We start from the raw sequence: 23,213 nt of genomic DNA on the forward strand, positions 1-23,213 counted from the left end.
GTTGCCAAGAAGTTCTAGTTAAGTTAATTATAGCTGCGGACAAAAACGAGAGGACTAAACGAAATCATGAAAAGATTTTTCTTACTGATGCTGTCAATTTGGCGTCAACAATTAAAGGTTTATCTTACCGTTGCCCTGACTGGCGCAATAATTGGCATTTTTGTATTGGCTCCAAGTTACGACTACATCTATGCACGTGAACAGACCATTGATCCGCTGTCATCAATCGAGTATGTTTTAAAACAAATCGCGTCTCTTTTTACCGGAAATCTATCCGATGAAAGCGCTGCATTGCTTATATTTTATGCCGAAATCGGCGCGATGCTTGGGCTATTATCTCTGGTGCTATACAAATTTATTCATCAACGCCTAGTCAATATTGATCACTTAAAAACCGAATTAGATAAAGATTTACTGTCGATTATTCAGAAAGGTGAAGGCTCTTATTTGGAATTTAAATCTTCGTTGCGTTGGGATATGGTTGAATCACGCGTCAATCGCTCATTGGAAGGCGTTGTTCTAAAAACACTCGCAGGATTTTTGAATAGTCATCTCAGTGGAACATTGCTGATTGGTGTATCGGACGATGGCCAGATTATCGGCCTGGATAAGGATTATCAAACCCTAAAAAAACCGAACCAGGATGGTTTTGAACAAAATCTAATGGCCGCTATTTCAAACAACTTGGGCACTGATCTCTGCCAATTTGTCCATGTATTATTTCATGTAATTGATAATAACGAGGTTTGTCGTCTTATTGTTTCCCCTGCCCCCAGACCTGTATTTTTAGATCAAGGCAATACACCAAAATTTTTTGTTAGAACCGGTGGCGGAACTCGTGACTTGAATATTCGGGAAGCCTTAGATTATATTCACGGTAGATGGAAGCGCGTTAAATAATATGCAGGAAGAACAAAAAAATTAATTTTTCAACCACTTAGCTATATTTTCTTGATTTACCTGCTCGTCATTTTTCTTTAACTCAACACAAAACTAAGAACTACACGACAACATCGAACAGCCCGCCCGTTGCCTTGCCCAGTCAGGCCGTTTTAACGCGAATTCTTCTTTGCCGGGTTGTTCATCGTAGGGATAGCGCAACAACTCCAATAGCTCATTAACCATCGAAAAATCGCCCTGCTCTGCCTTGTCTATCGCCAGTTGCGCCAGATAATTGCGTAAAACGTATTTGGGATTGGCAGCGTTCATGATATTGCGTCGCTCAGTATTGGCTATCCCGGAAGCTTGAACCCGCTTTATATAAGATCTGAGCCAGTTGCCAAGACCTGCTTGGTAAGCATCGGTTATCTGCTCCGGCACATAATAGGCTTCCATCAGCGGCGCCATCAAAGCCTCGTCACTGAGTTCAATATCCATGACCAGTAGCGCAAGCTTGCGGTAAAAAATGGTCATATCCGTTTCTACCGATTGCAACAGCATCAACAACTCGGTGTTTAGCTCGTCATCGGTTGCCGAATCAAACGTATTCAAGCCCAACTTGGCGGCGACCATGGTTTGCCAGCCCTGCTCAAAGGTTTTAGTATAAACATTGATCGCCTGTTGCAGGGGTTCAACCTGCTCTATCAGTGGATAAATGGCGTTGGCCAGTTGCCCCAGATTCCAGAAAGCGATTTGCGGCTGATTGCCAAAACGATAGCGCCGATCCGCCGCATCGGTGGTATTGGGCGTCCAGTTGGAGTCGTAATTTTCCAGCCAGCCGTAGGGACCGTAGTCTATGGTGAGACCGAGTATCGACATATTATCGGTATTCATCACGCCATGAACAAAGCCGACACGCTGCCAGTGCACAATCATTTCCGCCGTTCTGCGGCAGACCTCTGCAAACCAAGCCAGATAAACATCACGCGACGGCTCACCCAAATGCGGGAAGTCGGTGCGGATAGTGTAATCCAGCAATTTTTTCATCAGATCGATCTCGCCTCTGGCGGCGAAAATCTGGAAACTGCCAAAACGGGTAAACGATGGCGCAACCCGGCAAACCACGGCACCCGGTTCCGGCTTGGGGTCGCCGCTGTAAAACATATCGCGAACCACCTGCTCGCCGGTCAATATCAAACTCAATGCCCGCGTGGTCGGCACGCCCAGATGATGCATGGCTTCGCTGCATAAAAACTCGCGCACCGAGGAGCGTAATACAGCCAATCCGTCCGCAGTCCTTGAGTACGGTGTGGAACCTGCACCTTTCAGCTGCAAGGTTAAATGCTCGCCATGACAATTGACCACCTCGCCCAGATTAATCGCACGACCGTCACCAAGCTGTCCCGCCCAGTTGCCGAACTGGTGTCCGCCGTAACAAATCGCATAAGGATCCATGCCGGGTAACAGACGATTACCGACAAACACTTGGGTAAAATCGGCAGATTGACAGACCTCCTCGCTCAAATCCAGCAGCTCTGCAACCTCCCGGGAATAAGCGACTGTTTGCGGCTCGGCAACTTGAGTCGGCAACACCCGAGAATAGCAGGCACTGAATACCTGACGTCGATTATTGGCAATTTCAGGGTCAGCAGGTAACTCGCGTGTAAAACGATTATCGAAAATCAAGTCATCAAGTCGCGATATTTTTTTTTGGGAATCCATCATAATCATAAAAATCTCTCATTAATATATACAGCTCTAAATCGGAATCATCCTATCGCCATAGCGAGGATCACATTCGAAGCTCTCACGTTATTTAGAACGCACTGAGTGTCTACGAACATTCGCATTCCTATGTCTGAATTTGCTTCCCGCTCTATCGGGGCAGGCGTCCCTACCAGTATGATCGTGTCTCGTAGACATTTAGGTATAAAGCTGAGTCCATATTCGGTGAACCGTTAAATTGATAATTCATGTTTATTCTAGCGTTAAACATGAATTCCCCTTAATATTCAGTTAAAATGATCGCGTTAAAAACCTCCGCTTTGAGTTGGCGGTGTGTCATTTTATTTAATGAATTAATCTGAGGCCGTCGTATGCATAAAAATCTTCTTACCTTCATTTGGGGCGCAACAATGCTCCTTACACACTCATGGAGTCAAGCGGCCAGCGATTTACCTCCTACGGCCAAGGTAGATATGGGGCCGGTAGAAGAAGTCTGTTCCGACTTTATTTCTCCCGAATGGCGTAAAGCACAAGTCATTGATGGCGTAGAAATACAGGCTTCACGGCTATGTAATCCCGACAATCCGTCTGACATCGCCGCCTTTGTCAAGGGTACCAACGGCATTTCCATGAAAACACTGATGGAAACCCAACTCGCTGCCGACGCCATCACGATGTCGGACGATATCGATGGCGACGGCGACCCTGATAAAATCATTATCCGGCTCGAAATTGCCGAACTCAACGGCCATTCGCCGGATATGAAAGACCCCACCACCACCTTCGATATAGCGCCGGGCATACAACCTACTTTTTGGGTTTTTGCTCCAAAAACCCGCGATATGTCTACACTGAGCATTTACGAGCCGATTGCTAATCCATTGCTGCGCGTACCGTCTCCGGTCATTCGCGTCGAGCAGGATGACGTAATCTGGCTGATTGTGGAAAATACCCATTATTTGCCGCATTCCTTACATTTGCACGGTATCGATCATCCATTTATGGATCATGCCGGCACCGGCAATGATGGTGTTGCGCAAACCAGCAACATGGATATTATGCCGGGCGAAAGTAAAACCTACGTGATCAAACCACGCCAACCGGGCACCATGTATTACCACTGCCATGTCCAACCGCACACTCATATTCCCATGGGTTTACAGGGTATGTTTATTGTTGAGGAAAACCGTCCCAATAACTGGCCGCAAACGCTGAATGTCGGCGCCGGTCAAGTACGTCATCCTTCGGTAGCAGTGCTGGAAAAATATGCCCGCGAGTACGACTTGCATTATCAATCGGCAGATAAAGAATTACATGAGCTTGTTGCCCGGTCAGCCAACGACCCGCGTCTGATTGCTAAGCACATGAACATGGAATACGACAGCACCGATGCCACCGACGATTATTTCATGCTCAACGGTCGGTCTTTCCCTTATACCTTAAGGGAATCGTTGATTGAAATGCAAAAGGATGAAAAAGTTAAACTGCGGGTTCTGAATGGTCACACCGAAGCCATGGCTTTGCATATCCACGGTCATAAGCCCACCATAACTCATTATGACGGCGTCGATAATGGCCCCGGCTCCTATATCCAGCGCGATGTACACGGCATGGTGCCGGCACAGCGTATTGATCTGGAATTGAACGGTACCGATGACGGCTTAAACAGCTTTGGCCAAGGCATCTGGATGTTCCATGACCATGTCGAAAAAGCCTTTACCACGAATGGTATCGGTGAAGGCGGTGATATCAGCCTGGTCGTCTATAAAGATTTTCTGGATGAAAAAGGCATTCCCAAATCGCACGGCATGAGTCTTGCACCTTATTTCACCAAGGGATTATGGAAAGGCAAGTATCCGATATGGCAGGATTACGATGCCTGGCACAGCTTAGGTCTACCTGATCTGAAAGCAGACTACCAACCCTCTAAAGTTGCAGTACAAACCGTACAAGCACAATGGGCGCCTGCAACTCCGCAAGCCGAACAGGAAAGCTCTGCTTTTGGAAAATTAGTATTCGGTTTACTGCTGGGACTATTAAGCTATGTGCTGATCATTAACCGGAAGATGATTTACGACCGCGTTCGTAAACTGCTTAACAAATAAGCCGCGCGGGGTGGGCAGCGCTTTTCTGCCCGCCCTAGCCGACTTTCATTACCTAAAGGCAGCATATTCTTAAGACTAGGCACAAGGGCGACCAATGCCGCCTCCTTATACCTAAGCCAATCTCAACTACGGATAATACCTCTCGATAGATAATACCTCTCGATAAAAGACCGTCGCTTTTTATGCGCATGTACTATAAAAACGACTACCAAACAGAGAACGCCGATGACATCAATATGATGCGAACCCGCTCTATACTTGCTGTAGCACTGGTCTGCGGTTGCTTTTCGGCATCAGCAGAACCCATTCATCTACAGCTACGCTGGCATCACCAGTTTCAATTCGCCGGCTATTATGCGGCGTTAGAAAAAGGTTATTACCAAAAATCCGGACTCGACGTCATTATCGACGAAGGTACCCCGGAAAAAAAACCGGTACAGGAAGTCCTTCAAGGCCATGCCCAATATGGCGAGGCCAATAGCGAATTACTGCTGGAACGGTTGCGCGGCGCGCCGCTAGTCGCCTTGGCTGCGATATACCAGCATTCTCCTTCGGTGTTAATCGCACGCAAAGATGTCGGCATTTTTTCACCTGACGATTTAGTCGGGAAAAAAATCATGCTAATGGATCAAACCATGGACGCCGACTTTGTCGCGATGTTCAATAATGAGGGCATAGACATTGGCCGTCTTCACGTCATCCCCAGCAGTTATGACATTAGCGATCTAGTCGCTGGCAAAGTAGACGCGTTTAATTCGTACTTAAGCAACGAGCCTTATTTTCTAAAGCAGCAAGGCATTGAATTCACCATGCTGAACCCGCGCAACTACGGCGTCGATTTCTACAGCGACATCCTGTTCACCACGGAAGACGAGCTTAAACAGCATCCCGAACGCGTCAAAGCCTTCCGTAAAGCCAGTCTCGAAGGCTGGTATTACGCCATGAATCACCCGCAAGAAATTATTGATCTGTTACTTAACAAATATAAAGTGACCAAATCCAGGGACCATCTTGAATTTGAAGCCGAGGCAATACGCTCATTGATAGTGCCTGATATAGTTGATTTAGGGCACATGAATCCTTGGCGCTGGCGACATATGGCGGAAACATTCATCGAAGCGGGCATGGTTGAAAACGATCAATTTTTGCAAGGTTTTAGTTATGATCCCGATCCTAAAGCCGATCAAAAAAAACTGCTTCAATATGTCAAAATTGCCGTAGTCATTAGTCTATTGACCGGTGTTATTACCTTAATCCTGTTAGCTTCCTATAGAACGCAAAAACGAAAAAATCAATTAGCCGACCGCAACGAAAAACTGTTACGTCTGGCGCACGATACTGCGGGCATAGGTTACTACGTGATTGACCTTGCAAGTGATCGCTGGGAAAGCTCACCTATGCTGGATCAGATTTTCGGCATTGATGCACACTTTGAACGGAATATCCCCAATTGGACGGAGTTGATTGATCCGCAACACCGTCAACAGGTCATTGACCAGCATCAGACAATAATCCGTAATCACGAACAGTTTTCAATGGAATATATAATCGTCCGCCCTAGCGATAACAAAACACGCTGGGTCATCGATCATGGCGACATCGAGTGCGACAACGTCGGAAAAACCGTAAAACTGGTTGGTACCATCCAGGATATTACTGAACGCAAACAAGCGGAAGTCGCCTTACGCGAAAGCGAAGAGGCATTTCGGCACCTGTTTGAAGATTCCAGAGACCCCATTTTGCTTATCAAAGAAGGTCGATTCATCAACTGCAACGCCACTGCTTTGATGCAACTCGGGTATCACTCAAGATCTGAATTGATCAATTGCAGACCCGGTGAAATATCTCCGGACTATCAAGCCGATGGTCGATCCTCAGAGGAAAAGGCGTCTGAAATGATAGCCATTGCTGTGCAGGTGGGTTATCACCGGTTCGAATGGCAGCATCTGCGAGCCGATGGATCACTCTTTCCTGTCGAGGTGTCGCTAACGCCTATGACAGTGCATGGCAAGCTTATTGTCCATGCCTGTTGGCGCGACATCACCAAGCGCAAGGCCGTCGAAAATGATTTACGTACCCGTACCGATGAACTGGCTTTACAAAATCGAGTTCTTCAACTGATTAACCGGGGAGTCGACCTACCCGAAGTATTGAATAAATTAGCCCTTCAAATTGAAGCGCTACATCCCGCTATGTTGTGCTCAATTTTGCTGCTGGATGAAAATAATAAGCAGCTACGCTATGGTGCAGCACCCAGCTTACCCGACTTTTACAATCAAGCCATTGATGGTACGACCATTGGCGACGGCGTCGGTTCTTGCGGTACGGCGGCGTATCTCGGCGAGCGTGTTATCGTGGAAGATGTACAGCAGCATCCTTATTGGGAAGCGTATCGCGATCTCGCCAAGCAAGCCAACTTACAATCCTGCTGGTCACAGCCGATTAAAAACAACTTGGGGAAGGTGAGCGGCACTTTCGCCATCTATCATCGACTACCAACGCAACCAACCGATAGCGAAATCGACCTGATAGGCCACTATGCCGGCCTGGCACAATTGGCGATTGAACGAAGCCGGTCAATGTTACAAATAGCGGAATCGCTATCGATACTAAGAGCTACTTTGGAATCCACCGGCGAGGCCATTCTGGCTGTGGATCTGAATAATAACTGGCTACTGCATAACCAAAAATTCGCTGATTTGTGGCAAATTCCCGATGAAATTATCGCCGACAAAATGAACGCTAAAGACGGCAATCCAGAACTATTGTACGACCCTAATCAAATCAAAGACTCCGAGGCTTTCTCAAGAAAAACAACCGAACTGTACGCAACTCCGGAAGTTCACTCCTTCGATATTATTGAGTTTAAAGATGGAAAAATCGTCGAGCGCTATTCCATCCCTCAGATAATTGACCATAAAGTGGTCGGCAGAGTATGGAGTTTTCGCGATATTACCGAGCAGAAACAGGCCGAAGCAAGGCTACGCATCGCCGCAACCGCTTTTGAATCGCAAGAAGGTATGTCCATCACCGATGCCAATCAGATTATTCTGAAAGTCAACAAGGCGTTTACCCGCATCACCGGCTATAGCCCTGAAGAAGCCATTGGACAAACCCACGCTTTGCTTAATTCGGGCCGTCAGAATGCCGACTTTTACCAAGCGTTACAACATAGCTTAAAACAGGATGGCTACTGGAAAGGCGAAATATGGAACAAACGCAAAAATGGCGACATTTACCCCGAATGGCTCAGTATTACCACAGTTAGCGATGCGAATAACCAGGTCACTAACTACGTTTCCGCTTTCACCGACATCACCAAAAATAAAGAAGCTGAAGAAACTATTCACAATCTGGCTTATTACGATCCGCTTACGGCACTGCCAAATCGCCGCCTGCTATGGGAGCGACTGACGCATGCCATCGAAATGGAACGACGTGACGGCAAAAAACTGGCATTGCTGATGCTTGATCTGGATCATTTCAAAGCGGTCAATGACAGCATGGGACACTTGGCGGGTGACGAATTACTGCAACAAGTCGCTGCCCGTATCAAAGCCAGATTGCGCGATGTCGATATGCTTGCTCGTTTGGGTGGTGATGAGTTTGTCGTTCTGCTGGAAAATATTACCCATCCGGAAGATGCAGCGCGGGTCGCCGAGGATATTGTCGCCGATTTGGGCCGACCCTTTCAATTGCTGCAAAGTAGCATTACCTATCCTGAGCTAAGCCGAGAGGTCATAATCGGCGCCAGCATAGGCATTAGCTTGTTTCCGCAGCACGGCGACAGCCCTGAAAACCTGATAGATAATGCCGACATTGCACTTTACCGTGCCAAAGATGAAGGGCGCGGCTGTTTTGCCTACTTTTCCGAAGAATTCACCGTTATCGCCCGTGAACGCATCGCCCTGGAAGCTCGCCTGCGTCGCGCCACTGAACAACAGGAATTGTGCGTCTATTATCAGGCACAAATCGACATCGTCAGCGGCTTGATCATCGGCGCAGAGGCGTTGGTACGCTGGCAAGACCCAGTCAATGGACTGATTTCTCCAGCCGGTTTTATCCCTATTGCTGAAGAAACCGGTTTAATTCTAAAGATTGGCGCCTGGGTGCTGCGTGAAACATGCCTGCAAGGCCGACACTGGATAGATGCCGGTTTGCCGCCGTTAACCTTAGCAGTCAACGTATCGCCGCACCAGTTCCGCCGTAGCGACATCAGCGCTCTGGTAGCAGAGGTGTTGCACGAAACCGGCTTTCCGGCCGAACGGTTAGAACTGGAGTTAACCGAAAGCGGCTTAATGGAAAACGAAGAAAAAGCCGTCGAGGTACTCAATAATTTGCGCGCTCAAGGCATTCGACTGGCCATTGACGATTTCGGCACCGGTTATTCGTCGCTGGCCTACCTGAAGCGCTTTCCGCTGAATGTGCTAAAAATTGACAAAAGCTTTATTGATGATATTCCCTCGGCACAAGACGATATGGAAATTACCGCGACGATCATTGCGATGGGGCATATTTTAGGCTTTAAGGTATTAGCCGAAGGCGTAGAAACGCTTGAGCAACTGGCATTCCTGCAGGAAAAAGGCTGCGATACTTATCAGGGTTTCATCAAAAGCAAACCCCTGCCGGCCGAAGAGTTTGCCCAGTTATTGCGGAATCAAGTCTGTATGACTGATGTTTCGCCATAGTTAAGGGACGGGGGTCTGGTTGCCATGCTCCCGAGACTGTGAAAGCATTCATATTTAGAAATTAACCACGAAGAACACGGACGACTGCATGGGCAGATATTTGCTCTCGGCAACTGCTCCTGCGTTGCTCTACTACACGCCATCCATGGCGTTATGCAATATCTGCATTCACCACATCCCTGTGGATTATGCAGGAGGTACGACCCAAGGACGGGGGAGGTAGAATTGCGTCTGGAACAGCAATCGAGAGCAACGCAGGAGCAGTTGCCGAGAGCACGAAGTTTTTAATACCTTGAATTAATACTGTTGTTTTCTCCGTGTCCTTCGTGTTCTCTGTGGTAAATAATTTTTTCAGCTCGATCTGGATAATACTTTCACAGTCTCTCCCGCGTGGAAATGGGCGATGCTCCGCCCAGCTATGGTGACTTGTGTAAATAGCTATGCGTCCAAAGCCAGCTTAGGACTCCAGAAAATACAGCAGTCGGAGTTCAAAGCTAGCTTTGAATTTATTAAACGTAATACCCAGAAAATGCCCGCACTACAATTCCCGCGTTGCGCTGAATTTAATATCCGGCCAGCGTTCTTCGGTCAGTTGCAGGTTAACCCGGCTGTTGGCGACATAAACCAAATAACCGCCGCCGTCTTCAGCCAAGTTATCAAAGGCTTTGTTCCTGAATTCCTCCAACTTGGCCGGTTTATCGGAACTTACCCAGCGTACTGCGGAGATGGGTATCGCGTCATAAACACATTCGACATTGTATTCGCTTTTAAGCCTGAACGCGGTGACATCAAACTGTAAAATACCGACCGCACCCAAAATAAGGTCGTTATTTTTTAACGGCTTGAATAGCTGGGTCGCGCCTTCTTCGGTCAACTGCACCAGTCCTTTTTGCAGGGCTTTGGCTCTTAACGGGTCTTTTAACACCACGCGGCGGAATAATTCCGGCGCGAAATAAGGAATGCCTCCGTATTTAATCGTTTCGCCCTGGGTAAAGGTATCGCCGACCTGAATAGTGCCGTGATTATGCAGACCGATAATGTCGCCGGGATAGGCTTCTTCAACGCTTTTCCGGCTGTCGGCCTGAAAGGTGATCGCATTGGCAACCTGAATACTTTTACCGATACGCACATGATGAATCTTCATGCCTTTGTCGAATTTTCCGGAACAGATTCTTAAAAAGGCAATCCGATCCCGATGCGACGGATCCATATTTGCTTGGACTTTAAAAACAAAGCCGCTAAATGCCGGTTCTTCCGGCAAAACCTCGCGCTGTTCTGCCTGTCTGGGTCGGGGTGACGGCGCATATTCGGCGAATGCATCGAGTAACTCAATAATCCCGAAGTTGTTGATGGCCGAACCGAAAAAAACCGGTGTCAAGTTGCCCGCCAGATAGTCTTCAAGATTGAATTCATGACTGGCGCCTTTGACCAAATCGATTTCATCCCTGAGTTCTTCGGCCTGATCGTCCAGCAACTCGTCCAGCTTTGGGTTATGCAAGCCTTTGATGATTTCAGCCTGTGCAATCTTGCCGCCATGTTGGGCGCTGAACAGGTGAATTTCATCTTTATATAAATGATAAACCCCTTTAAAACGTTTACCCATGCCGATAGGCCAGGTCATCGGTGCGCATTTGATATTCAGCACATCCTCAACCTCGTCCATCAATTCAATCGGTTCCCGCCCTTCCCTGTCCAGTTTGTTAATAAAGGTCAGGATCGGCGTAGTACGCAGACGACAGACTTCCATCAGGTTGATGGTTCTTTGTTCGACGCCTTTAGCGACGTCTATCACCATCAGTGCCGAATCGACCGCCGTCAAGGTGCGGTAGGTATCTTCAGAAAAATCTTCATGACCCGGTGTATCGAGCAGATTAATAATGCAGTCTTTATGTTCGAACTGCATCACCGAGGTGGTCACCGAAATGCCCCGCTCCTTTTCCATTTCCATCCAGTCAGAGGTCGCATGACGTGCCGCTTTACGGCCTTTTACCGAGCCTGCCAGCTGAATCGCGCCGCCGAACAGCAGCAGTTTTTCGGTGATGGTGGTTTTTCCCGCGTCAGGATGGGAGATAATGGCAAAGGTTCTACGACGTTTGGTTTCGGAACTTATTTCAGTAATCGACATGTTTATGCAAAAAATAGGTACACACACGGTACACAACAAAAAGAGCGCCCATTGGTTAATGGGGGACGAATGGATGATTGATGACTTCCCTTGCCAAGAATGTAAGCATTACCGGCAAACCTAAATCCCTCCTTTAAATAAACAGCAAGCTAGGTTTTTTAAAAAATACCGAAGTAGCCTCAATTAAGTAATTTTACCTAATTCATACAAAATAAGTAAGCCTAAGCCTCCTTCAATACAGAATGAGGCCGTATCTATTAGAAAACCAACCGTATTCCGTGTCCCTGGAATAATCATTTTTGGCTTTGCCTCCGACCTTGTTATACACACGAAAGCTACTGAACGGGTGTCGACCATGCACATCGGTGTAATGTGCCGCCGTTCCAATTCAAGGTAAGCTTGACTACATTGTATAAGTCTCATCCTGCATAGGATTCCCGGTGCAAAATCCGGTTAACACTATCGTATGAGAATTAAATAACTCATGTCTTTGTGCAATGGGCGACCAACCGGTCGCCCCTACTATATTGAGATACGGACGAAACACGCAACTTGAGTACTGCGGGGTTTGCTCTACGGGACAGGCCATTGAACCTCATGTAATGCTGCGCGGTAACGGCCGAGTGGTACAGATAGACAAATAAACAGACAGTTGGGAAGTTGCCGTTAAATTTACGGTATGAGAATGATGATTACAGGCATTATTTCATCAAGCATGAATTTGGAATCAAGCCTATCGAGCCACTTGCAATAAACGATGCAATCAATCAAATATCGATGTGACTGCTGTCCACTAAGTCAGGTATCAATGAAACAACAGCATGCTTGATAGCGGCCGCCGCAGTTCGGAGGGCTTGTTGTTCGCTGTCGTTCAACTCGGGATGCAAATGGCGGATAATGCCGCTACGTCCAACTACCACAGGAATACTAAAGCAGTTATCTCGAATGCCCATCCAGTTGTCAAACCAGGTTGCGAGAGGCATGGTGCGGTATTCGTCGAAAACGATGGCTTCAATAACCATACATGTCGCCGTGGCAATGGCGTGATTGGTATAACCCTTGAGTCGATAAACCTCAAAACCGGCTTCGGTAACCTGCGTAAATAACTGTCGATGAATGGGAGTGTCACCAATGGGCTCGCCTCCCGCTTCTGCACTACTCATTATAGGCACTTGATTGGAGCCGTGCTCACCCAAAATATAAGCACGAAGATCATCAGGGTGAATATGCTCTTCCTGTGACAACAAGGCACGAAAACGGGCGGAGTCCACCAGCGTTCCGACCCCCAGCACCCGATTGGCCGCAAAACCGGATAATTTACACGCGGCATAAGTCATCACGTCAACCGGGTTAGTCACGATAACGAATAGGGCATCGGGATTATTGGCAGCCAATACCGGAATCAATTCCTTGAATAATAAGGTGTTTTTTTCGCCCAATTGGAGACGCGAGGTTAAAACCTGACCCTCCATTGCAACCGATGCCGTAATGACCACAATATCGGCATCCTTTACCTGCTCATTAGTACAACCCTCTATGTGCATGGGCCGTAAGCAAAAAGCCAGCGTATGTTGCAGATCCAGAGCATCGCCTCTGGCTTTTTCATAGGTGCGACCGGCAATCACCAGATGGTCGCAAATCTGTTTTAACACCAGCGCATAAGCGAGCGTGGAGCCGACGCGGCCAGTTCCGATGATCGCAATTTTCATAAATAATGTTTCATGCTGAATAGTTACGTGACAATGCCGCCACTCACTGCAAGAGCCTGATTTAGTGCAACTTTTTTATTTTCAGAGTCTTAATTTTATCGCTATTCCTGCGTTCGGTGATGTCCACCTCGATACCGGCCATATGCAGGGGATTGCCTTCAGCATCGCGCTGAATTACCGTGCCGCGATTCAATAGCCAAATTAAGGATCCCGACCGGGTGCGGACGCGATATTCAGCTTGAAAAAACGGCGTGCTATTTTCTAAATGCGCCGTTAAAGCAGCATCATAAGCCGGGAAATCATTAGGATAGATACTGTTTTCCCAGGTATCAATGTGAGATTCTATATCGCCTAACCGGTAACCGCGTATCTTAGCCCAGCGTTCATTAAAAATGACGCGTCCGGTTGTAATATCCCAATCCCATGAACCCATCTCGGCACTAGCCTGCTCTATATCCAGCGTGTGCGTCTGATCCTCATGCAAAACCCTCTTTGCCTGTTTGCTTTCGGTAAGTGTAATTCGCAACATCGAACCTTTGCCGGCAGATGGTACAGACAGACATTCCATCTGAACAGGGAATACCGCACCATCACTGCGTTTTAGCGTCATCTCGGTATTGTTTTTTTGATTATGCTTCTTTATGCCTGAGAAAAAAAGTTGGCAACATTCAATGTCTTTAGGCGTCACAAAGGCAGAAAAATGATCGGGTAGCAGTTTTCTGCGATCCACTCCAAGCAATCTGGCAGCAGTAGGGTTGATTTCTGCAATCTTACCCTCACGCGTGAGCGTAAGATAACCGACCGGAGCAAAATCATAGAGTCCCACATAACAGTCACGGGGTTCGTCCTGAACGACATGAGCATACCTCAGCTCATTGTTTTTCTTATCCAGTTCGATTTGATGTAACCGTAGTTTATGTAGCCATTCTACGATAGGGAGGTCATCTGCTTCGGTTATTAGAGGATGGTAACGCTCTACTGGTAACGAGTTTTGTTTAATTACTTCATTTATCATACGGCACCTTTACAAGTTTATGGAATACCCCGGGTAAAACATTTCTTGGCAATCTACCTTCAAAGACATCTGATTTTTAATAAAAACCGTATCATCAGTTATCTATTTTGCAATAAGTTGAAAAAAGGTTAGCACCGTAAACGAACCACTCATCAATTTAAGATTTAAGCATTTTTTAAGATTAAATTAATGTTGATTACCTTAACAAAGCAAAAACATAAATAAAATACGTGGTAATACTTATCTATCAACAAAGCACCGGCTATACGATCGCATAATTTTTAAGAAAGCAATAAGGAGGAAAAACAACCGGTCTGTTGACCTATCCCATCATTAACGAGAACAACTGCCGTGTCTGGAATAAGTATATTCTTAGAATACGCAGTACTACTAATTCGTATTACGCTATGAATGTGATAATGTTTAATATAACTCGCTAATTTATTGTGATTTTTTTAATCGCTAACGCTATTTAATGTCTAACTACTCAGCAGTTACAAAAATAAATCACGGATTTGACTGATAAACCTATAAAAATCAATTGCTCCACGAAAACTAAAAACAGCTGCCTCTAGGCAACATAAAAAATACGAAAATATTCAAAAAGTACTCAACTGTAGATCGTTATTCACTAAGCAGAACGAGATTTTTTCAACTCCGTTCGGTATGTTTATCGACTAATATGTTCGTCGCAAACGATCTGAACTTGCGAATTATCAAACGTTTTGGACGGCGTGAATACCTCGTCCGGCGTCAGGAGTAATTTTTGATAAAAAACCCATTTCAGCCTATTTAATCAGCGTTACCGGTGCTCTATTATTAAAGCCAGTCTCTGCTGAGTAGTTACTTTTATTTTATTAGTTGCCAGTAAATTATTTTTGTTGTCCCCTCAGACCCTGTGTCTGTTTACTTTAAGGTTTTTCAAGGACTCCTATGAATACAGATTTCCGGATTGCACTGATTAGTGATGACCCTTATCTTCTGGGCTTATTAAAAGGATACTGTCATGCACATCGCTATAAAATTGTTGAAACCGCTGCCGATATGGAATCACTTAATGCAATAGCTCAGATGCAGCCGAATATCATTATTCTTGCTGTCGATCCGGTACAAAGTCAGACCCAAAAAATTATCGTTAAGTTGATTCGTGAAATCAGCCTTAACCATCAAATCCCCGTATGCTACTTACGTGACATTAATAACGATTCCCGTTTAGAAGAGGGTATCGCTTGCTGGGTTGACACCGTTTTAGATTCCCCTCTTGATGTTAATCAATTGGATAACTATCTACTCAATAAATTCAAGCAACATCATCACTTTATTCAAGAAAAAAGGAGTCGTTCGAGACGGGTGACTCATGATCGAAGGCTGTTAATGCTTGAGGTTACCGGCAATAACCAGTTGTCTAATAACACACCCAAAAATGGGCATACCGATTATCTCATCGTCGAACCTTTTCAGATTGATCAACGATCTAAATGTGTATTTTTTAACGGTAAATCGCTGAATTTAACCCGTAAAGAATTTGATCTTTTTGAATTATTGGCAAAAGATGTTGATCGCGTATTTATGACTGATGAAATCATCAATCATATCTGGCCTGAAAATAACCGGGTAACCAAGTCAGATCTTTATCAATACATGCACTTATTAAGAAAAAAGATTGAACACGACCCGAACAATCCGCAATGGATTTTAACGGTGAAAGGTTTTGGCTACAAACTGAATGTACCAGCGTCTGCTAAAGTGAATCCGCCGGGTATTTTAGAAAATGAAGATAGTCATGCATCTCTTAAAGCAATTACAATTTATGGATAATATCCGTTTTTTTAATAGCAGATTTTAAAGCGAGACCTTGTGAAGACACTTTATTACAGTCATCCTGATTTTCTTTTTCATCAAACAGGAACTGGACATCCTGAATGCGCCGACCGACTCAGGAGCATAGAACAAGCATTGGCGACACCGGAATTCTCAGGTTTAACCCGGCAATCGCCGCCACTCGGCACAGAGCGGCAAATCAGGCTAATCCACTCCCAATTTCATATCGATACCATTCTAAAAGCCATACCCGTACAAGGTGAGCACTATTTGGACCAGGACACGGTGCTGTCGCCCGGATCGAGACTAGCCGCTTTTCGTGCGGTTGGCGCGGTTTGCGATGCCGTCGATAAAGTCCTGACCGGCAAAGCCGACAATGCCTTTTGTGCGATACGCCCACCTGGACATCATGCAGAACCCGAGCAAGCCATGGGCTTTTGCCTATTTAACAATATAGCGATTGCGGCGAGTTATGCGCTTCACCATTATCAACTCGGACGCATCGCAATTGTTGACTTTGATGTCCATCACGGCAACGGTACCCAGGCGGCTTTTTACCATCAGCCCAAGGTACTCTATGCATCCAGTCATGAAATGCCGCATTATCCCGGCACCGGTCATCCGGCAGAAACCGGTGTCGGCAATATAATCAATGTGCCGCTGACTGCGGGTGACTCAGGCGTTGAGTTCAGGCAAAAATACAGCCGTATTATTTTGCCGGCGCTAAAAAACTTCAAGCCTGATTTATTGCTGATTTCAGCCGGCTTTGATGCACATAAAGATGATCCCTTAGCTTCCATCATGCTGGTTGAAGATGATTTTAAATGGATTACTGAAGAATTAATGACTATCGCTGACAGCTGCTGTAAAGGCCGAATTATTTCAGCATTAGAAGGCGGTTATCATCTCAAAGCCTTGGCTGCCAGTGTTGCCATTCATGTTAAGACCCTTATGACCGGCTAGAACTAGTTCGCTCTACCCTCAACATCCACCTGCATCAAAGCACCATCATAAACCGGAAGAATAGCCCGTACCGTATCACCGCCGCACTAAATATAGATTGCTAAATGGTATTGAGTTTTTTATCATCGATATAACGCTGAACTTATCCCGTGTAAGTATTCCGCATTTATTTCCTAGTGGGCTTCAGGTGAGCGGATGATGAACTTATTTATACTTGCAGAACTAGATACCGCAACCCCACATGAATTCATAGAATGTACTGAACGTCATAAAATTTGCCTTAGGCATGCCATATCCATCGTAAACGATATGCGTTCTTCGTCGGCACATCCTACAAGCTGAACAGCATGCATCAGCTCACACCCCATATCATTGTCCTTGAGCTGATTCGTTCAGAAGATACCGTATTGCGTATTACTCAGCTTAGCCCCTCTGCCGCTATTTTCTTAGGCTATGGCGAAGAAGAACTCATCGGTAAGCCTGTTGACCTTATCTACGCTTCCGGAAACGACAAGGCAATCTGGCAGACTGCCCTTACCCATGTAATTGGCGTGGTTCCGCTCAAAACAGCCCCTTCAACTTCGCTCAGGACAGGCTTTGTCGGCGAAATTGTTACCAAGGAACATAACAAAATCCGGGTATTCATCTCGCTGTTTGCCTTATCCAGTCGAATACCCAACAAAACCGAGATTGTTTTGTTGGTTCAGGACAAGTCTGCCGAAGACTTCAGTGCCGAATCGGCGCTTACCGAAAGCGAGGAACGTTTTCGACAGATGGCGGAAATGGCCGGCGAATGGTTATGGGAACAGGATCCCGATGGTTACTATAGCTATAGCAGCGCCGCAGTGAGTCAAATACTGGGCTATAGTCCGGATGAAGTGCTAGGCAAACACTATACCGAGTTTTTAACGCCCCGGGATAAAGCTGAGCAGCAACAATACGCAGCCAGCCATCGACCTTTTTATGCGTTGTTAGCTCACTATCAGCATAAAGACGGCCGGTCAATACTGACCGAATCAACCGGGTTGCCGATAATCGATGCAGCCGGAAAACTGCTTAAATGGCGGGGCGTCGACCGAGATATTACCGCCAGAATGCATTTTCAAAATGCGCTTATCGAAAGCGAAAAACGTACCCGAATGATTATTGAGAGCTCCTTGAGCGCCATCGTGATTATGGATTCATACGGTATCGTTACCGATTGGAATCACCCGGCAGAAAAAATATTCGGCTGGACAAAGGAAGAAGCCATCGGCCAGCGTCTTGAAGAGTTAATCATACCGCCACAATTGCGCAACGCGCACCGACAAGGATTGCAACACTTTCTGCGCACAGGACAAGGTCCGCTTTTCAATCAATTGCTTGAGCAGACCGCCATTCGTCGCGACGGCACTGAATTTCCTGTTGAACTTAGCTTTTCCCCGTTAAAACTTGGCAATGCCTATATATTCAGCGGTTTTATCCACGATATTACCAAGCGTAAGCGCTTGGAGCATCGATTTCGACAAGCGGTGGAATCATCGCCCAACGCGATTATTATGGTAAACGAATCAGGAACGATTGCGATGGTCAATGCGCAAACAGAAGCGTCTTTCGGTTACTTACGCACTGAACTCATTGGACAACCGATTGAAATATTAGTGCCGGAGCGCTTTCGTAGCGCACATAGGGGTTTTCGTCAGGCGTACCTCGCGGCCCCTGTGTCCAGAACTATGGGAGTGGGCCAAGAACTCTACGGCTTACGCAAAGACGGAACTGAATTTCCCGTTGAAATAGGCCTCAGCCTGATCGATAGCCATGAAGAAACACTGATACTGAGCACCATCGTAGATATTACAACGCGAAAAGCGACGGAAGCGGCAATTCGCCAGGCACAAATCAATCTGGCTATTGCTCAAAGCGAAATCAAGATTGCCGAACGCATTCAGGCATCTCTTTCGCCCTCGGCACCGATTAAATCCAGTCATTTTGAAGTCACCGGTTACTGTCTGCCGGCCGACCAGGTTGGCGGCGACTATTTTGATTATTTTTACCGTAATGAAAACTGTCTGGACATGATTATTGCCGATGTTTCGGGACATTCAATCGGCCCTGCCCTGTTTATGGTGGAAACCCGCAGCGCCATTCGAAGCCAGGCAAACGGCTCGGGTACGCCCGCAGAAACGCTGACCATACTCAATAATTTCCTTTTTGAGGATTTGGATAAATCCGACTACTTTATCACTTTGTTCTATTTGCAATATAACATCACCAACCAGCAATTGAGCTTTGCCAATGCCGGTCACCCGCCCCCCTTGTTACATAGCCGGTTTCAATCCGAATGCCAACAACTCGATGCGGAGGGATTAATATTGGGGGTACACAAAAATGTGATGTTTGAAGAAAAAACTACCGCACTATCCCAAGGCGACATAATCCTGCTGTATACCGACGGTTTAACCGAAGCGGAAAACGCCAATGGCGATTTTTTCGGTTTACAACGCGTCAGTGATATTCTTGTTCAATATGCGCAGCAATCCCCACAAGTCATCATTGAAGTGCTGCTGGAACAACTCAAACAATTTTGCCGTAGCGAATCCTTTAATGATGATATTACTTTAATGATTTTTAAGCGAAATTAAGCTAGAAATAGGCTGAAGCCCATAGCAACAAAGCACCTGCAAATATCCCCGCCAGCACATCATCCAGCATGATACCCAGACCGCCGTGTATCTGTCTGTCAATCCACTTAATCGGCCACGGCTTAAGTATGTCGAAGAATCTGAACAAGATAAAGCCCAGTATCACCGCTTGCCAGCTAAAAGGCACGAACCATAAGGTTATCAGATAACCGGCAATTTCATCCCAGACGATGCCGCCAAAATCATGTTCGTCCAGCTTTTTTGCGGCTATTTCACAAATCGGGATACCGATAATGGTCACGATTAATGTCAACAGGCTGTAAATAAATAAATTGGATTGCGCAAATAGCCAGTACACCGGAATCGCCGCCAAGGTACCCATGGTGCCTGGGGCTTTTTTTGCCAGGCCGGAACCGAAACCGAAAGCCAAAAACAGGATAGGATCGGACAGTATCTGCTTAGGTGTCAATTTATTTTTACCCATCTGGGTATTAAGAAAAATGCTCAAAGCCTTTTACCTCTAATGGTTGGATATGACCCGTTCTACTCAGCCGCAAACCCGGTTGAGATTCAATGATGCCGATTTTGGTGGCAGCTATAGTCAACTTATCTGCCTGTCCGGGACTTACGGTAAAACACAGCTCGTAGTCGTCACCGGCAGTCAGCGGCATAGACCAGTCGCCGGTATCGGTTATATAGGACAGCACAGCATTAGACAACGGCAACGCGTCCCAATCAAGACAGGCACCCACTTGGCTTTGCTCCAGTATATGAGCCAAATCGCCCGCCAAGCCGTCCGATAAATCGATGCAAGCGTTAGCAATGCCGATTAAGGCCTGCCCTGCTTCGACTTGCGGCTCCGGTCGGTTAAAGCGCATTAACGCGGCTTCGGAATCGGCGCAGTCATAGCCTTGCTTTATTTTTAATCCCAGGCCGGCATCGCCCAATAAGCCGGTCATATAAATAAAATCGCCGGGATGGGCCGATGAACGCCTAAGCGCTTGGTTCTTCGGCACTAAACCCATGGCCTGAACGGTCAAGGTCAACGGGCCGGAGGTGGTATCGCCGCCGATCAAATCCACCGAATAGCGCTCGGCTAATTTTAAAAAACCTTGGGCAAAAGCCGTCAACCAGTTTTCATCAACCCTAGGCAGGGTTAATGCCAGCGTCACCGAAACAGGCTTTGCCCCCATGGCGGCAAGATCACTCAAATTAACGGCCAACAGCTTATGGCCCAGCAAGTCAGGATCGGTTCCTGCAAAAAAATGCACATTTTCGACCATGGTATCGGTGGTTACTGCTAGCTCATAACCATCCGGAATGGACAGCAACGCGCAGTCATCGCCTATGCCCAGCAGCGTTGATGGATTTATGACCCGCTGCTTAGTAAAGAAACGCTGGATTAAGGCAAATTCGGAAAGTGGCATTTTTAAAGGCTAAAGGCTAAAGGCTAAAAGTGTATTTCACCGTGCGCCTTTCGCCTTAATCTCCACAGCCCTTTTTTGCTGAGCCACCTTGTCCAATATGCCATTAACATACTTGTGACTGCCATCGGCACCAAAAAACTTGGCTAAATTAATACCTTCATTCAACACAACCCGGTACGGCATATCCAGTCGATGCAACAATTCGTATACCCCGATTCTTAAAATTGCCCTTTCGACAGGATCAATCATATCAACAGGACGGTCCACAAACTCAGATAATACCTGATCAATAACAATCAGATTTTTAGGCACGCCATAAAATAACTCGATGAAATAACTTTTCTGAGCGTCTTTCAAGCGCTCTTCTTCCAGAAACTGCCGTTCAATCTCACTAAGATTCTGACCGGCCATTTGCCATTGATACAATGCCTGTACAGCAGCCTTTCGGGCATTGGTTCGAGCTTGACTCATTATATTTCCAGGTTATTAAATAAATTGACCATTTCAATGGCTGACATTGCCGCTTCCGCGCCTTTATTACCGGCTTTGGTGCCTGCACGCTCTATCGCCTGCTCAATACTGTCAACGGTTAATACGCCAAAACTGACGGGGATACTATATTGCAAAGAAACCTGCGCCAAGCCTTTAACGCATTCACCGGCGACATATTCAAAATGCGGTGTGCCGCCTCGGATCACTGCGCCTAAGGCGATAATCGCATCGTATTTTTTAGCCGCTGCCACGCGTTGCACCACCATCGGCAACTCAAACGCACCGGGTGCCTTAACCAAATGAATATCGGCTTTATTGGCGCCGTGACGCACCAATGCATCAATCGCACCGGCTTCCAATTGCTCAACGATGAAGCTGTTAAACCGGGAGGCTACTATGCAGAATTTCCCGCCCTGAACGAGTAAATTCCCTTCAAAGGTTTTTAGTGTTGACATGATATTTCTCTACTGTGTGATGTTTTCTACTATTGTGGATGGCATAACCCCCTAATTAAGGGCTTATTACTTTTTCAACCCATATACTCGGCGACTTCCAAATCAAACCCGGACAACGCGACATACTTTTTCTGGGGGCCTAAAACCTTAAGCTTATGTACGCCCAGGTCGGCCAGTATTCTGGCACCCGTGCCGATGTTACGCCAATCTTCAGCGCCGGCAGGTTGAACTGGATTCACAATACCGTTATCTTCCAGCTGATAATGGTGTATCAATTCCGCCAGCGACTTATTGTCTTCTTGCTGCCTGATAAGCACCAACACTCCGCGCCCTTCCTCGGCTATTTTTTGCATGGCTGTACGCAACGGAACGCTACAATCGCTACGCTTGGAGGCAAATACATCGTCCAACACATTCCGCGCATGAACCCTAACCAAAACGGGTTCGTTGCCGGCAACCTGCCCCATCACCAGCGCCAGATGCAGGTTATTGTCGTTTCTGTCCTGATAAGCATATAGCCTGAAATCGCCGAATTCGGTCGGATAAGCGCACTCGCTGATGCGCTCCAGGGTATTTTCGTGTTGGATGCGGTAATGGATTAAATCGGCAATAGTGCCGATTTTAAGATCGTGCTGCTTGGCAAATACTTCCAAATCAGGCCGTCTTGCCATCGTACCATCTTCATTGAGTATCTCGACGATCACTGCCGCCGGTTCCAAGCCTGCCAACCAAGCCAAATCACAACCCGCTTCGGTATGCCCGGCCCGGTTTAACACACCGCCGGATTGCGCCATTAACGGGAATACATGCCCCGGCTGCACCAGATCATCGGCCTTGGCATCGGCCATGACGGCACATTGAATGGTACGCGCCCGGTCGGCCGCAGAAATGCCTGTAGTTACGCCGGTTGCCGCCTCGATAGACACGGTAAAATTGGTTGAATGAGCCGTTTGATTGTCATTGACCATCAACGGTAAATGCAACTGTTGACAACGCTCGCTGGTCAAGGTCAAGCAAATCAGGCCGCGACCGTAACGTGCCATAAAATTAACATCTTCAGGACGCGTAAAAGTAGCCGCCATCAGCAGATCGCCTTCATTCTCGCGATCTTCGTCATCCATGATGATGACCATTTTGCCTAAGCGTAAGTCTGCTATGATTTCTTCGATTGTATTCATTTTGCCTTTG

At 46.7% G+C, this 23,213-nt stretch carries 15 protein-coding genes; 6 read left to right on the forward strand and 9 right to left on the reverse strand.

Features of this window, described 5'->3' with window-relative positions; all coding sequences use genetic code 11:
* The first annotated feature begins 66 nt into the window (after positions 1-66).
* Positions 67-900 carry an AlbA family DNA-binding domain-containing protein gene (locus ABXJ76_RS12055; protein ID WP_432740766.1) on the forward strand — a complete coding sequence of 278 codons (834 nt, stop codon included), beginning with the start codon at positions 67-69 and terminating at the stop codon, positions 898-900.
* Between the two features lie 93 nt (positions 901-993).
* On the opposite strand, the gene ABXJ76_RS12060 is transcribed toward ABXJ76_RS12055, so the two are convergent.
* Positions 994-2,601: a protein adenylyltransferase SelO gene (locus tag ABXJ76_RS12060; protein ID WP_432746513.1), complete on the reverse strand. Its 1,608-nt coding sequence runs from the start codon at positions 2,599-2,601 to the stop codon at positions 994-996.
* 374 nt (positions 2,602-2,975) lie between these two features.
* Here ABXJ76_RS12060 and ABXJ76_RS12065 point away from each other — a divergent pair, with 374 nt between their 5' ends.
* A complete protein-coding gene (locus tag ABXJ76_RS12065) occupies positions 2,976-4,709 on the forward strand; it encodes a multicopper oxidase domain-containing protein (protein WP_432740768.1) in 1,734 nt (577 codons plus the stop codon).
* A gap of 182 nt (positions 4,710-4,891) precedes the next feature.
* Entirely contained in the window at positions 4,892-9,397 is a 4,506-nt protein-coding gene (locus ABXJ76_RS12070; protein ID WP_432740770.1) for an EAL domain-containing protein, read from the forward strand.
* Between the two features lie 538 nt (positions 9,398-9,935).
* Here ABXJ76_RS12070 and ABXJ76_RS12075 read toward each other — a convergent pair.
* The 3 genes from ABXJ76_RS12075 to ABXJ76_RS12085 form a co-directional block, all read right to left on the reverse strand.
* On the reverse strand, positions 9,936-11,516 hold the full coding sequence (locus ABXJ76_RS12075; protein ID WP_432746514.1) for a peptide chain release factor 3: 1,581 nt from the start codon (positions 11,514-11,516) through the stop codon (positions 9,936-9,938).
* Between the two features lie 773 nt (positions 11,517-12,289).
* Entirely contained in the window at positions 12,290-13,231 is a 942-nt protein-coding gene (locus tag ABXJ76_RS12080; protein WP_432740772.1) for a malate dehydrogenase, read from the reverse strand.
* 61 nt (positions 13,232-13,292) lie between these two features.
* Complete coding sequence (locus tag ABXJ76_RS12085; RefSeq protein ID WP_432740774.1) at positions 13,293-14,246, reverse strand: PAS domain-containing protein; 954 nt, start codon at positions 14,244-14,246, stop codon at positions 13,293-13,295.
* A gap of 933 nt (positions 14,247-15,179) precedes the next feature.
* On the opposite strand from ABXJ76_RS12085, the gene ABXJ76_RS12090 reads away from it, so the two are divergent.
* The 3 genes from ABXJ76_RS12090 to ABXJ76_RS12100 all read left to right on the forward strand — a co-directional run bounded on the left by ABXJ76_RS12090 (position 15,180) and on the right by ABXJ76_RS12100 (position 19,651).
* A complete protein-coding gene (locus ABXJ76_RS12090; protein WP_432740778.1) occupies positions 15,180-16,064 on the forward strand; it encodes a winged helix-turn-helix transcriptional regulator in 885 nt (294 codons plus the stop codon).
* 39 nt (positions 16,065-16,103) lie between these two features.
* Positions 16,104-17,030 (forward strand): histone deacetylase family protein, encoded by a 927-nt coding sequence (locus ABXJ76_RS12095; RefSeq protein WP_432740780.1) that lies wholly within the window; start codon positions 16,104-16,106, stop codon positions 17,028-17,030.
* Positions 17,031-17,377: 347 nt separating this feature from the next.
* Positions 17,378-19,651: a PAS domain S-box protein gene (locus ABXJ76_RS12100; protein WP_432740782.1), complete on the forward strand. Its 2,274-nt coding sequence runs from the start codon at positions 17,378-17,380 to the stop codon at positions 19,649-19,651.
* Between the two features lies 1 nt (position 19,652).
* Here ABXJ76_RS12100 and ABXJ76_RS12105 read toward each other — a convergent pair whose 3' ends face one another.
* From ABXJ76_RS12105 to ribBA, 5 genes are all read right to left on the reverse strand, one after another.
* A complete protein-coding gene (locus ABXJ76_RS12105; RefSeq protein ID WP_432740784.1) occupies positions 19,653-20,159 on the reverse strand; it encodes a phosphatidylglycerophosphatase A family protein in 507 nt (168 codons plus the stop codon).
* The gene (thiL, locus tag ABXJ76_RS12110) at positions 20,143-21,078 is read right to left on the reverse strand and encodes a thiamine-phosphate kinase (RefSeq protein WP_432740786.1); all 936 of its coding nucleotides are present in this window, start codon (positions 21,076-21,078) and stop codon (positions 20,143-20,145) included. Before thiL ends, ABXJ76_RS12105 begins: the two co-directional genes overlap by 17 nt.
* Before the next feature lie 36 nt (positions 21,079-21,114).
* Positions 21,115-21,549, reverse strand: coding sequence for a transcription antitermination factor NusB (nusB, locus tag ABXJ76_RS12115; protein ID WP_432740788.1), 435 nt, complete (start codon positions 21,547-21,549; stop codon positions 21,115-21,117).
* Positions 21,549-22,025 carry a 6,7-dimethyl-8-ribityllumazine synthase gene (ribH, locus tag ABXJ76_RS12120; RefSeq protein ID WP_432740789.1) on the reverse strand — a complete coding sequence of 159 codons (477 nt, stop codon included), beginning with the start codon at positions 22,023-22,025 and terminating at the stop codon, positions 21,549-21,551. The genes nusB and ribH overlap by 1 nt, the downstream gene beginning before the upstream one ends.
* Before the next feature lie 74 nt (positions 22,026-22,099).
* Positions 22,100-23,203: a bifunctional 3,4-dihydroxy-2-butanone-4-phosphate synthase/GTP cyclohydrolase II gene (ribBA, locus tag ABXJ76_RS12125; RefSeq protein ID WP_432740791.1), complete on the reverse strand. Its 1,104-nt coding sequence runs from the start codon at positions 23,201-23,203 to the stop codon at positions 22,100-22,102.
* Positions 23,204-23,213 lie beyond the last annotated feature (10 nt).

Origin of the sequence: Methylobacter arcticus, assembly GCF_050917435.1 — a bacterium.
GTDB lineage: Bacteria > Pseudomonadota > Gammaproteobacteria > Methylococcales > Methylomonadaceae > Methylobacter_A > Methylobacter_A titanis.